We start from the raw sequence: 13,510 nt of genomic DNA on the forward strand, positions 1-13,510 counted from the left end.
CGTTGACGCGGGCATTGCCGAAGACGGCGTCGATGCTGACGAGCCGTCGCATCTGGGTGGCATTGGGGCTGCTGGCGATCTTGGCCGCCGTGTGGCTGGTCGGGCCGCTCGTCGCCATCGGCGTGTATCGTCCGCTCGAAACGATATCGGCCCGCCTATGGGCGACGGCGGCAATCGTGGCGGTATGGATCGCACGTCGCGCATGGCGCGAGTGGCGCACCGCGCGCGTCAACGCGGCGCTGCTCACGCAGTTGCACGAGCAGACTCCGGCGGCCGCGCGCGAGGACACCGCTGAAGCGTCCCATGTGCGGGAGTTGCGGGGCCGCTTCGATGAAGCGGTCGCGCTGCTGAAGTCGGCACGGCTCGGCGAAGTGCCATCGCGTTCGAACGCCTCGCGTTGGTTCGATTCGTTGACGCGGCGATTTCTCTATCAACTGCCTTGGTATGTGTTCATCGGCGCGCCCGGTTCGGGCAAGACCACGGCGCTCGTGAACTCGGGCTTGACGTTTCCGCTGGCGGAGCAGTTCGGCCGCGCGGCGATACGCGGGGTGGGCGGCACGCGTCACTGCGACTGGTGGTTTACGAACGACGCGGTGCTGATCGATACCGCCGGACGTTATACGACCCATGAGAGCAACCGCGCGCTGGATGAAGCCGAATGGAACGGCTTTCTCGGGCTGCTGAAGAAGTACCGGGGCCGGCAGCCGCTGAACGGGGCGTTGCTGACGATCAGCGTGTCGGATTTGCTCGAGGGATCGGAGGTTCAGCGAACGCAACATGCCATGGCGCTGCGCAAACGCCTGCAAGAGTTGCGCGCGCAGCTCGGGATTCAATTCCCCGTGTATGTCCTCGTGACGAAAGCCGACCTGCTGGCGGGCTTCTCCGAGTACTTCATGAGCTTCAGCCGCGCGGACCGGACTCAGGTGTGGGGATTCACGATCCCGCTCGACGAATCGCCGAATGCGCCGCTCGATTTGCGGACCGTGTTCGACCGGGAGTATGGCCTCTTGCACCGGCGGCTGAACGAAGCGTTGCCCGAACTGTTGAGCGCCGAACCGGACCCGTATCGTCGGCAACTGATCTTTTCGCTGCCGCAGCAGTTCGCGGGACTGAAAGACATTCTGGGGCAGTTCATCGCGCAAGTGTTTTCTCATTCCAAGTTCGACTCGATGCCGCAACTGCGCGGCGTGTATCTGACGAGCGGCACGCAGGAAGGCACGGTGTTCGATCGGGTGATGGGAGGCATCAAGCGCTTCTTGAAAATCGATCTCGCGCAGCCGGCCTTTCAGGCGGTAGCCTCCGGGCGCAGCTTCTTTCTGCAAGGGCTGTTGCAGGACCTCATTTTCAAGGAAGCCTCGCTGGCCGGGACGGATAGGCGCTGGCGTTTGCGTCGACGCGCGATGACGCTGGCCGGCTATATCGCCGTGGCGCTCGTGTCGGGCGTGTTGCTCGCGGCCTGGTTCGGCAGCTACTGGCGCAACCGCGTCTACGTCGATGCGATTGCACAGCGTGTGCCCACGATCGAACGGCAATTGCGCGAGGCGACGATCGCGGGCCCCACCGATACGCGACACGTAATCGCGGTGCTGAACACGTTGCGCAATCTCGCGTCGACCGATGCCGTCGATCCCGCGCATCCGGCCACGCGATATCGGTGGGGCCTATTCCAAGGACGCAAGCTGGCCTCTGCTGCGGACGACGTCTATCACCGTGCGCTGGACGAGCTGCTGCTGCCGCTTGCGGTGCGCCGCATGGAATCGGCGCTGCGCAGCGCGCCCGCGAACGACCCGGCGTATATCTATGCCGCGCTCAAGGCGTACTTGATGCTCTATGAAAGCGATCGCTACGATCCGGTGTTCGTGCAGGCCGTGCTCGAACTCGAGGACAACGCCGCACGCTCGGCGGCCCTGAGCCCGAGCGAGCGCAATGCGTTGCGCCAGCACTTGTCCGCGCTGTTCGACGGGCGGGTGGTGGCGGCGCCGTTCCCGCGCGACGATGCCCTCGTCGCACACGCGCGCGATGAGCTTGTCAGGCTGACATTCGCACAGCGGCTCTATGCCCAGCTTGCTCGGACGCTGCGCCCGGCGGCGTCCGCCTACGACGTCAACGCCGCACGAATGGCCGGCCCGTCCGCAAGCCTTGCGTTTCGCCGGGCGAGCGGCGCGCCGTTGAACGAGGGCGTGCCCGGTCTTTACACCTATGGCGGATATTGGAATGTCTTCGATAAGCGCTTGATGGATGCCGTCGATGCGTTCGGGCGAGAAGAGGTGTGGGTTCTGGCACTGCCTTCGACGGAAATCGCCACGCCCAATGCGCTCGATACGCAGGCGAACGAAGTGCGGTCGCTGTACTTCGACGATTTCATCAAGACCTGGGACGACTATCTCGGCGACTTGCGTCTGCAACCGAGCGCCTCCGTCGCACAGACAGCACAAATGGCACGGCTGCTGTCGTCGCCCGACTCTCCGCTGGTGCGGATGGCCGCCGCGGCGGCTAACGAAACCTCGCTCGCACGCAGCGACAACCCGAAGGCCGGTCTCGAAGCGCGAGCCGAAAGCAAGGTGGACGAGGCGCGCCAGTCGCTTTCGCAAATCTTTCAGCCGCAACAGGCGCCAAGCGATCAAGGCGCAACGAACAGCGCCGAGCCGGAAGCCGTGGTCGACGCGCACTTCGCCGATATTCGCGAGGTCGGAAGCGCCGGCAGCGGCGGCGCGCCCAGCGCGGCCATGAACGATGCGCTCAAGTCGATCGATTCGCTTTACGTCTTTTTGGTCGGGGCAGATTCGGCGCTGCGCAGCGGCAGCGCGCCGCCGCCCTCGGATGCCTCCGCGCGGCTCAAGGCGCAAGCGGGCAGGATGCCCACGCCGTTCAGGCAGATGCTCGTGGAGCTGAGCGAAACCGCCGATGCGAATCTCGTCAAGGTCGTCGACGGCAATATGGCGCGCAGTGCGGCATCCGATGTCGGCGACTTTTGTCGGCAAGCGATTGCGGGGCGTTACCCGCTGGATCGCGGATCGTCGCGCGACGCCACGCCCGACGATTTCGCTCGGTTGTTCGCGCCCGGCGCGTTGATGGACACGTTCTTCCAAAAGAATTTGCAAGGGCGCGTCGATACGAGTTCGCACCCTTGGCACCTGAACGGCGGGGCCGATGCCCCGTTCGTGGCTTCGTTCGAGAACGCGTCCGTCATTCGCGATGCGTTTTTCAGCGGTGGCGAACGCGTGCCGACGATCAAGCTGAACATCATGCCGCTCGATCTCGACCCTTCGATTTCGGAATGGTCGATCGATGTCGACGGCCAGGTCATCCGCTATGCGCACGGGCCGCAAGCCCCGATGAGCGTGCAATGGCCGGGGCCGAACGGAACGAATCAAGTGCGCTTGCAGATTGTCGGTGGAACGGGGGCGAGCGACGGCTTCGTGACCTCCGGCCCATGGGCACTGTTGCGGCTGTTCGATCACGCCTCGCTGCTGCGCACCGGCACGGCGGAAAAGACACAGGCCCGGTTCAGTGTGGGCGGCAAATCGTTCGCCGTCGAAGTCACGGCAAGTTCCGTTCGCAACCCTTTGAATCTTGCTCAATTGGAGTCGTTCAAGTGCCCGACGCAACCCTAAAAGAAGCTTGCCTGAGCGCGCAGCGTGCGCTGCCGGCGTGGTACGGCAAGCTCCCCGGTGCGGGGGACTTCGCCGAGCGCCGCATGCCGCGCGCCCTCGCGCAATCGTGGGAGCGGTGGTTCGCATGCGGCATCTCATTGCTGCCGGACGGGGCGGGGCAGGCGTCGTCCGATCCTTACGCCCATGCGCCGATTTGGCATTTCGCGGTGCCGGCGGGCGCCGGGGCGGGATCCGTGCAGTTCGGCTGCATCGCGCCGAGTTTCGATCGCGTGGGGCGCCGTTATCCGCTGCTCGCGGCGCACCTATTCGACCTGGAAGGATTCTCGCTCGATGCCGCGTCATGGGCGAGCGAGCGTCTTGCGGCTCTCGGCGAAACGCTGGCGCAAGCGATCGCGCACGCCTATGGGCCCGAGCAATTCGACCGCGCGCTCGAGGATCGATTGAGCGCGGTGCCCAGCGGGGGCGACGACGATCGATCGCGAGCGAAAGCGCAGGCATGGGCCAACTTGCTCGATTACTTCGATCCCGACGGCATGACGAGCTTTTGGTGGGCGAGCGCGGACGATGACGATTCGCCCGCGGCGCGGGTGCATACCGGTGCGCTCGATAGCGCGTTGTTTTCCGCCTTGTTCTGTGAAATCGACCGCTCGCGGCGTATCGAAAGTTGATGACTAGGCGGCCTTTGCGGCCGCGGCGCACGAGATTTTGAAGGGGATGTTTATGACGGAATCGCGATTTGCCGAAGGCGAGGTGAGCGCCGATCGCGACGCGAGCGCGAAGGTCAGGCCGCTACCCGCGCGCCACCGCCTAGGCGAGTTCGAACTCGACTCGGTGATCGGCACGGGTGGCTTCGGCATCGTCTATCGCGCCTTCGACCGGACGCTGCAACGCACCGTCGCGGTCAAGGAATACATGCCGGCGATGTTGGCGCTGCGTGCCGGCGACTATACCGTCGGGCTGCGCGCGCCGCGCTATTCGCATGCGTTCGAGGCGGGCCGTACCGCGTTTCTGAACGAGGCGCGCTTGCTGGCGCAGTTCGATCACCCGGGGCTGCTCAAGGTGCTTCACTTTTGGGAGAGCCACGGCACCGCGTATATGGTGATGCCGTTTTACGACGGCCAGACCCTTGCGCAACGAAACCGCCGGGCAGCGCGCATGAGCGAGCCGGAGCTGCTCGAATTGCTGGCGGCACTATTGGGTGCGCTCGATACGCTGCACCGCGCGCAATGCTTCCATCGCGACATTTCGCTCGACAATATTCTCGTGCAGCCGGGAGGACAGCCGGTCCTGCTGGATTTCGGCGCGGCGCGCAAGTTGATCGGCGATCTCGTCGACGAAACGGCGATGATTCTGAAGCCGGGCTACGCGCCGATCGAACAATACACCGACGACCCGGCTTTCCGGCAGGGGCCATGGACGGACCTCTATGCGCTTGGCGCCGTTGCTTACGCGCTCATCACGGGCGAGTTGCCGCCAGCGGCTGTCGTGCGCAGCATTCAGGACCAATACCGGCCGCTCGCGAGCCGGCCGCTGCCCGAGGAGGGCACGCATTACAACGAGCATGTTCTGGCCGCCATCGACGAGGCGCTCGCACTGCGGATCGAAGATCGGCCCGACTCCGTGTCGGCGTTCGCGCAACGGCTAGGCTTGCGCGAGCCGACGATCGGCGTGTTCGTCCCGCCCGATCGCGCAGCGGCGATCCATGCGCCGGCAGCGGTAGCAGTGGCCGATCCGCCGCCGAACCCCGTTGCCGGCGTCGCTGCGCCACCGCCGCCGGAGCCCGCTCCGGCGCCGCGGGACTCGAATGACGACAGCGCCCAGAAAGCGACTCGGGTCGGCGTTGCATCGACGACGGCGCCGAGCGTTGATGCAGCGACCGACACAGAAGGGCGCGAGCCGCCGGCTTCGACGATGGCGGCCGCTGTGTCGACAGCCGGCGAGACCGATGGGCACGCGAGCGCGACGCGCCATCGATTTGCTGCGCGCCGGTTCGCGTTGCCCGCACTGACGCTGGCGGCGATCGTGATAGGCGGCGTGACGCTGCTCCGTTTGGCGCTCCGGCCATCGGAGCCGACTGTTGCCGAGCCCGCCGCACAAACGACGGCGCAGATGCCGGCTACGCCGCCGCCGTTGCCACAGCCGTTGCCACAGCCGTTGCCACAGCCGGTGCAACAGCCGGTGCAACAGCCAGCGAAAACGCCGACGGCAGCCGCTCAGCCGCCTGCGATGGCGCCGACTGCGCAGCTCGCTTCGTCGAGCGCGACCTCTGCCGGGACGGGAATGCCGGCATCGGCTGCGACACCCGGGCCTGCGCCCGCATTAGCCGATACCGCACCGGCGACCGAAGCGGCGCGCGCGGTCGCACCGTCGGTTGCCCCGGATCACGAATCGTCGAGTCCGTCGGCGCTTGCCATGGAGCCGGCGCAGCGCCACGAGCCGCCCGTTGTCCCGCCGGCCGCGACGGCGACGGCGACGGCGAGAATCAACGCGTTCCGGCCTGTCTCGGTGCGCTTGTACGTGATTCCGTGGGGCGAGGTGTATGTCAACGGCGTGAAGCGCGGCGTCAGTCCGCCGTTTCGATCGATGAATCTCGCGCCGGGCACCTACCGCATCGAAATCCGCAACGGCAGGCTGCCGCCGTTCGTGCGCGTGCTGACGCTCGATGTCGGCGAAGCGCCCGTCGATATTCGCTATTCGTTCGAGTGAGGATCCCATGATGGAGGTGTCGCTCGCGCCGATCGATGAGGATTGCCCTTGCGGTCCGAATCTCGAATACGACGCCGAGTTCCTGCTGCTGCAAGAGTACGCAAGCGGCAAATCGGATCAGCAATACGGCGACACGTTGATCGCTGCCGAGCCGCCCGATTGGAGGCGCGTGGAGCGGTGCGCAGCCGCGTTGCTCGCACGCACGAAGGATCTGCGTGTCGTCGCGCAACTCACGCGAGCCTGGGTACAAGCGCGCGGTTTCGCGGGCTTGGCGCAGGGGCTGAAGGTGACGGCGGCCTTGCTCGAAACATACTGGGACAAGGTTCATCCTCAGTTGGAGATCGAAGGTCAATTCGACCCGCTGCCGCGCGTGAACGTCCTGCGCGAACTAGCGGGCGAGAGCGGCTGCACGCAAGCGGTGCGCGAGTGCGCGTTGATCGCCAGCATGAACGCGAGAGCGCTAGCGGCCGCTCTCGCGCGTCTGCGAACGCCGGCCCAGGAACCGGCCGCTACCGACGCGCGTGTCGTCGCCGATCTGCGGGCAGCCTACGCGAGCGCGGAGCCGGCGCTTGTCGCGGCGTTGGACGCGCTCGACGCATTGCATACCGTTCGCGAGACGGTGAGTCAGCGCCTCGGTCACGAATGGGCATTCGAGGCGAGCGCAATCGAGCGCGATTTGTCGGCTGTCGCCGAAAGCTTGGCGGTCGTTAGCGGGGAACACGACGAGAAGGAGGGCGCGCTCGCGCCAAGCGAGACGCAGGCACCGTCGCCGCTGCCATCGCCCGCGCTGACGCCCACCGAGATCCGTACGCGCGGCGACGTCACGCGTTGCTTGGCCGAGTTGCGCCGTTACTTCGAGCGCTATGAGCCGAGCCACCCGGCGCCATTGCTGTTGCGTCGCGTCGAGCGCCTGTTGACACTCGATTTCTACGAAATCATGCGGGACCTGGCGCCCGACGGCTTGCCCCAGCTCGACGTATTGACTGGGCGGAGTGCGGAGCGAGACCGTGGAGCAACGTAACCGCCCGCGCATCGAACCTTAGAGGAGGGAGACGTTATGCCTGCAACGAAACCATCGGCGAGCGGACAGAAATTCATCGCCCGCAACCGCGCACCGCGCGTGCAGATCGAATACGACGTGGAGCTGTACGGCGCGCAACGCAAGGTCGAGCTGCCGTTCGTGATGGGCGTGCTGGCCGATCTGGCCGGCGCGCGTGCCGGCGAGTTGCCCGACTTGAGCGAACGCAACTTCGTCGACATCGACATCGACAACTTCGACGAGCGCATGAGGTCGATCGGGCCCGCGTTATCGCTCGATGTCGCCAATACCCTGACAGGCGAGGGAAAGCTGCACGTGGAGATGGCGTTGCAAAGTCTCGACGATTTCTCGCCCGGCGCCATCGCGCACAACGTGGAACCCCTGCGCCGGTTGCTTCAAGCGCGCACGCAGTTATCGAATTTGCTGTCCTACATCGACGGCAAACGCGGTGCGGAAATGCTGGTCGCGCATGCGCTATCGGACACGAAGCTGCTGACGGAGCTGTCGGCATCGAACGCCGCCGAGCCAACGGAAGGCGATCGCCGCGACGAAACGTCCCAAGGAGACGACCATGCCTAGACTCGAAACCCAACGCGAGCAGAGCCGCCCGCTCGCGGTTCTCGCCGGCGATCAGTTCACCGCGTTGCTCGATAAAGAGATCAATCCGAAGACGCAGCAAGCGCGCATCGCCGTTCAAAATGCGATGCGTACGCTCGCGCATCAGGCGCTCGAACACTCGGTCACGGCGTCGGACGACGCCTACGATACGATTCGCCAATTGATCGCGCAGATCGACGGCAAGCTGACGAGCCAGATCAACGAGATCCTTCATCACGCGGAGTTTCAGCGGCTCGAATCCGCGTGGCGGGGCTTGCACTATCTGGTCGGCAACACGGAAACCGACGAGCTGCTCAAGATCCGCGTGTTGCCTGCGACGAAAAGCGAGCTTGCCCGCATGCTCAAACGTCACAAAGGCGTGGGCTGGGATCAGAGCCCGCTGTTCAAGAAGGTGTACGAGCAGGAGTATGGTCAGCTCGGCGGAGAACCGTTCGGTTGTCTCGTCGGCGACTATTACTTCGACCATAGCCCGCCCGACGTGGAAATGCTGCGCGAAATATCGAAAATCTCGGCGGCTGCGCATGCCCCGTTCATTGCCGGAGCGGCATCGTCGTTGATGCAAATGGACTCTTGGCAAGAGCTGTCGAATCCGCGCGATCTCACGAAAATTTTCCAGAACACGGAATACGCGGCGTGGCGCAGCCTTCGGCAATCGGAGGACGCGCGCTACGTCGGGCTTGCGATGCCGCGTTTTTTGGGGCGTGTGCCATACGGCGCGCGCACGAACCCGGTCGAAGCGTTCGATTTCGAAGAAGACACGGCGAGCGCGCGGCACGACCGCTATACATGGGTCAACGCCGCGTTCGCGATGGCCACGAATATCAATCGCTCGTTCAAGCTGTACGGCTGGTGTTCCGCCATTCGCGGCGTCGAATCGGGGGGCGCGGTGGAGAACTTGCCTTGCCATACCTTCCCGACCGACGACGGCGGCGTCGATCTGAAGTGTCCGACGGAGATCGCGATCAGCGACCGCCGCGAAGCCGAACTCGCGAAAAACGGCTTCATCCCGCTCGTGCATCGGAAAAACTCCGATTCGGCGGCATTTATCGGTGCCCAATCGCTTTATCAGCCGGGCGAATATCACGATCCCGACGCCACGGCCAATGCGCGTCTCTCGGCCAGGCTGCCGTATCTGTTCGCCTGCAACCGATTCGCGCATTACCTGAAATGTATCGTGCGCGACAAAGTCGGCTCCTTCCGCGAACGTAGCGACATGCAACGCTGGCTAAACGACTGGATCATGAACTACGTCGACGGCGATCCCGTCAACTCATCGCAAGAGACCAAAGCCCGCAAGCCGCTGGCGGCAGCGGAGGTCGTCGTCGATGAAATGGAGGACAACCCGGGCTATTACGCGGCCAAGTTCTTTCTGCGCCCGCACTATCAATTGGAAGGGCTGACGGTATCGCTGCGGCTCGTATCCAAGTTGCCGGCGATTCGCGCCTCGGGCGAGTAAGTCATCCGCATTCGAATTCAAAGGGAGAACGCGATGGGCATGGCGATGTTTATGAAAGTCGACGGCGCGACCGGAGAATCGGCGGACGGCGGCCATAAGGGATGGACCGACATTCAATCGTTTACGTGGTCGGCGGTGCAACCTGCCGCGATGTCGAGCGGGGGCGGCGGCAATGCGGGCAAGGCGAACTTCGCCGATTTGATCGTGACGGCGTTTATGGACAAGGCGGCCCCTGCGATTCTGAAGTACTGCGCAAGCGGCAAGCATGTGTCGAAGGTCGAAATATCCTCGTGCAAAACAGGCGGCGATCAAATCGAGTTTTCGCGTTTGACGCTCGAGGAAGTCATCGTGACGATGGCACGGATCGAAGGCCCCGATGCCGAGGACGAGCCGAATCGGCTTGTGATGCGCTACGGTTTCCAAGCGGCGCGTATCAAGAAGCAGTACTGGGAGCAGACACCTTCGGGCGGGAAGGGCGCGGAAGTCACGATGGGTTGGGACATCAAGAAGAACGAGGAAATGTAGCGAGGGCCAAGGCATGAATAAAACGCTAGCACCCTCGCGGCCGGTGCCCCGACACAAAGATCGATTGTCGCCCACGTTGTTCGACCGCCTCGTCGAACCGGGGCTCGCCGATGCCGTCGAGTCGCGACAGGCGCAGGGCAGGACGGGCCCCGGGCAGGCCATGCCGCTGCGCGAGTGCGTGCTGCGCGATATGGCCCGGCTGCTCAATGCGACGCGCCTGCTCGATGCGAGCCAGGCGCAGGCGTATCCGCAGGTTGCGTGCTCCGTCGTCAACTATGGCGTCCTGCCGTTAGCGGGGGCGATGGTGTCGTCGCTCGATGTCGGACAGGTAGAGGAAGCGATACGGCAAGCGTTGATGCATTACGAGAGCCGCTTGTTGCCCGAGTCGATCGACGTGAGGCTGATGGGCGACGACGCGCGAGCGGGACATCCGAACGTGCTGACCTTCGAAATTTCCGCGAAGCTCTGGGACGAACCTCGGCCGGTCCCGCTGCTCGTCTACACCGACCTCGATCTCGAATCGGGCGCCGCGTCGGTGCGCGCGCTCGCTGAACGGTGACGCCATGGACGAGCGCTTTCTCGACTACTACAACCGCGAACTCGGCTATATGCGCGAGCTGGGGGCGGAGTTCGCCCGAGCCAACCCCAAGGTGGCATCGCGCTTGGGCATGCAAGGGATGGACGTGGCGGATCCGTATGTCGAGCGTTTGCTCGAAGGATTCTGCTTTCTGACTGCGCGCGTGCAGTTGAAGATGGACGCGGAGTTTCCGCGTTTTTCCGAACGGTTGCTCGATGTCGTTTATCCGAATCATCGCGCGCCCATCCCTTCGATGGCCATCGCGCAGTTTCATGTCGACGCGCGAGCGAGTGCATCAGCGCGCGGCCAGGTCGTGCCGGCGGGCACGAGCTTGTATCGCCGCGTGAGCGAGGCGGCCGCGCCTTGCGAATTCCGTACGGCACATGCCATGACGTTGTGGCCGATTTCGCTCGGCGAAGTGCGTATCGCGGACGTGCCGCCCGATCTTCCTGACGCGGGTCGAACGCATCGCGCACGCGCGCGCAGTGCCGTTCGGATCGCGATCGATGCCCACGCGCAGGCGCCGCTTGCCGAACTGCCGCTCGAGCGGCTCGAGCTATACCTTGCCGGCCCCGATGCGCAGGCGGTGCGCTTGCTCGAACTGTTGAACGCCCATGCGCTTGCGATCGGTTGCCGCGAACCCGAAACCGGGCGTTGGCTCGATTGGTTGGACCCGCGAACGTCGATCGAACATCAAGGCTTCAGCGGCGAACAGGCCATGCTGCCTTCCGACGCAAGAACGTTCGAGGGCCATCGGATTTTGCACGAATACTTCGCGTTTCCCGCGCGCTTTCGGTTCGTCTCCGTCATCGGCTTGCAACGCGCACTGGCGCAAACGCGTGGGACTCGCCTAGAGCTGATCGTCGTGCTCGACGATGCCGACGTCGAACTCGAACGCTCGCTCGAAACCGATCACGTCAAGTTGCATTGCACGCCGATCGTCAATCTGTTTTCGAAGGCGACCGATCGCATGCCGGTTACCCCGCATGACTCGGAATGGCGGCTCGTCGTCGATCGTACGAGGCCGTTCGACTATGAAATCTATGCCGTGCGGCAGGTCAACGGGCATCGGCTCGGCAACGAGGGCGACGTGTCGTTTCTGCCGTTTTTTGCGTCCGGGGGCGCGGAACACGATCGCCAAGCGTTCTTTTCCGCCCGCCGCGAGCACCGGCTCGTGAGTGCGCAGCCCACTCGGCGTGGAGCGAGCGCGAGCTATACCGGCACGGACATCTATGTGTCGCTCGTCGATCGGCGGCACGCCCCGTTCGACGAGCGCATCGAATTGTTGTCGGCGGACGTGCTCTGCACGAATTGCGATCTGCCGCTCTCGATCGCGACCGGCACGCGCGCCGACCTGAGCGCAAGGCTATCGTTGCCGATCGACGGCATCGAATTGGTGAGAGGGCCGACCAAGCCGAGAGCCGCGCTCGCGCGCGACGAATCGATCTGGCGCATGATCGATCACCTTGGGATCGGCTATCAGCCGATGAACGGAGCGGACGAGGAAACGGGTGCACGCGAGCTGCGCGAGCGATTGTCCTTGTATGCCGATCCCGCCGACGGGGCGATGGTGCGACAGATATCGAGCATCCGGCGTCTCGCGTGTACACCTATTGTCGAGCGCTTGCTCGACGCGGGGCCGATTGCGTTCGGGCGCGGCGTACGAATGGCCATGACCGTCGACGAGCACGCGTTTTCGGGGGAAAGCCCCTATGTGTTCGGCGCCGTGCTCGAACATTTTTTCGCACGCTATGCGTCGATCAACGCCTTCACGCAGTTTGCGCTGTATTCCTTGCAGCGAGGCGAGCTTGCCGCGTGGCGACCGCGTATCGGCCGTCGCCCGATCCTATGAGCGCAAACGATCCCATGCCGGATTACCGCGAGCGTTACGCGGCGTATTGGCGACGGTTGCGGGCCGCGCCGCAAGCCTACGACCTCTTCGGTACGTTGCGCTGGATCGACGCGCTCGCCGTACAGCATGCTCGGATCGGGCGCGGTGTCCATCCCCGCGAGGAACCGCTGCGGCTTGGGCAGGCGCCGTCGCTTTCGTTTGCGCCCACGATGGTGGCGCAGGCGGCGAGCGGCGCGACTGGTGCCGCGGCGCATCGGCTGCGCATCTATGGATTTGGACTGTTCGGGCCGCAAGGGCCGATGCCGCTTCATGTCACCGAATATGCCGCGGCCTACGACGCCGGCGGCAATGGATTGAGCGCGTTTGCCGATCTGTTCCATCATCGCGCGATCGCGCTGTTTTATCGCGCATGGGCAGATGCTCAGCCTGTCGTCGCTCGCGACCGCGCGGCACACGGGCCGTTCGATCGATATGCCGCCAGCCTCGTGGGGCGGGCCGCGCGCGTGGGGGTAACGCAGAGCGCGACGCCTTCGGCGAGCGCAATGAGCTTTTATGCCGGTCATTGGGCTCGGCATGCGCGCAACCCCGAGGGTCTCGTGAAGATGCTCGAGGCGGAATTCGGCGTCCCGGTTAGGCTCGTCGAGCACGTCGTGCGGTGGTTGGCGATCGATGCGCCGCAACGCACGACGCTGCACGCCACTCGGCCGGAGCAACGCTTGGGGCAGGGAGCGCTGCTTGGCCGCGCGGTGCGCGACGGTCAATCGTGCTTTCGGCTCTTGCTTGGGCCGATGTCGCTCGAACGATACCGGACGTTCCTGCCTAACGGCGACAATGCGCGGCGCGTCGCTAGTTGGGTGCGCGAATATGTCGGCGCGGAGTTGGACTGGGTCATGCAGCTCGAGCTGGCGGCGGACGAGGTGCCGCGCAACACGCTGGGCAGCCGGGAAGGGCTGGGGCACTGCATGTGGCTCGGGCGCCGTATGGGTACGGCGCCGGCCGACGATCTGACGATCGGCGCGACGGGCGCGACGGGCGCTTCCTCGCGTGCGCGGTCCGACAATCGTGCGATGGCCGGCGTGGATCGCCGCGTCCTCGCGCAGCCGTTGAACGAATGAGGGGCAAG

At 64.7% G+C, this 13,510-nt stretch carries 9 protein-coding genes and 1 pseudogene; all 10 read left to right on the top strand.

The window, feature by feature from the left end; genetic code table 11:
- Positions 1 to 2: 2 nt before the first annotated feature.
- On the top strand, positions 3 to 3,614 hold the full coding sequence (gene tssM / locus ACTHN9_RS23805; protein WP_440539357.1) for a type VI secretion system membrane subunit TssM: 3,612 nt from the start codon (positions 3 to 5) through the stop codon (positions 3,612 to 3,614).
- Positions 3,596 to 4,282, top strand: a complete 687-nt coding sequence (tagF, locus tag ACTHN9_RS23810) for a type VI secretion system-associated protein TagF (RefSeq protein ID WP_440539269.1) — start codon at positions 3,596 to 3,598, stop codon at positions 4,280 to 4,282. The genes tssM and tagF overlap by 19 nt, the downstream gene beginning before the upstream one ends.
- Positions 4,283 to 4,334: 52 nt before the next feature.
- Positions 4,335 to 5,753, top strand: a pseudogene (locus ACTHN9_RS23815) (serine/threonine-protein kinase); the annotation flags it as partial.
- A gap of 574 nt (positions 5,754 to 6,327) precedes the next feature.
- Positions 6,328 to 7,341, top strand: a complete 1,014-nt coding sequence (tssA, locus tag ACTHN9_RS23820; RefSeq protein ID WP_440539270.1) for a type VI secretion system protein TssA — start codon at positions 6,328 to 6,330, stop codon at positions 7,339 to 7,341.
- A gap of 36 nt (positions 7,342 to 7,377) precedes the next feature.
- Positions 7,378 to 7,938: a type VI secretion system contractile sheath small subunit gene (tssB, locus tag ACTHN9_RS23825; RefSeq protein ID WP_440539271.1), complete on the top strand. Its 561-nt coding sequence runs from the start codon at positions 7,378 to 7,380 to the stop codon at positions 7,936 to 7,938.
- Positions 7,931 to 9,433, top strand: a complete 1,503-nt coding sequence (tssC, locus tag ACTHN9_RS23830; protein ID WP_440539272.1) for a type VI secretion system contractile sheath large subunit — start codon at positions 7,931 to 7,933, stop codon at positions 9,431 to 9,433. The genes tssB and tssC overlap by 8 nt, the downstream gene beginning before the upstream one ends.
- Positions 9,434 to 9,466: 33 nt before the next feature.
- Positions 9,467 to 9,958, top strand: coding sequence for an Hcp family type VI secretion system effector (locus ACTHN9_RS23835; RefSeq protein WP_440539273.1), 492 nt, complete (start codon positions 9,467 to 9,469; stop codon positions 9,956 to 9,958).
- Between the two features lie 13 nt (positions 9,959 to 9,971).
- Positions 9,972 to 10,517, top strand: a complete 546-nt coding sequence (gene tssE, locus ACTHN9_RS23840) for a type VI secretion system baseplate subunit TssE (RefSeq protein ID WP_440539274.1) — start codon at positions 9,972 to 9,974, stop codon at positions 10,515 to 10,517.
- 4 nt (positions 10,518 to 10,521) lie between these two features.
- Positions 10,522 to 12,387 (top strand): type VI secretion system baseplate subunit TssF, encoded by a 1,866-nt coding sequence (gene tssF, locus ACTHN9_RS23845; protein WP_440539275.1) that lies wholly within the window; start codon positions 10,522 to 10,524, stop codon positions 12,385 to 12,387.
- On the top strand, positions 12,384 to 13,502 hold the full coding sequence (gene tssG, locus ACTHN9_RS23850) for a type VI secretion system baseplate subunit TssG (RefSeq protein WP_440539276.1): 1,119 nt from the start codon (positions 12,384 to 12,386) through the stop codon (positions 13,500 to 13,502). The genes tssF and tssG overlap by 4 nt, the downstream gene beginning before the upstream one ends.
- Positions 13,503 to 13,510: the final 8 nt, after the last annotated feature.

The organism is Trinickia sp. (genome assembly GCF_051953405.1).
Taxonomy (GTDB): domain Bacteria; phylum Pseudomonadota; class Gammaproteobacteria; order Burkholderiales; family Burkholderiaceae; genus Trinickia.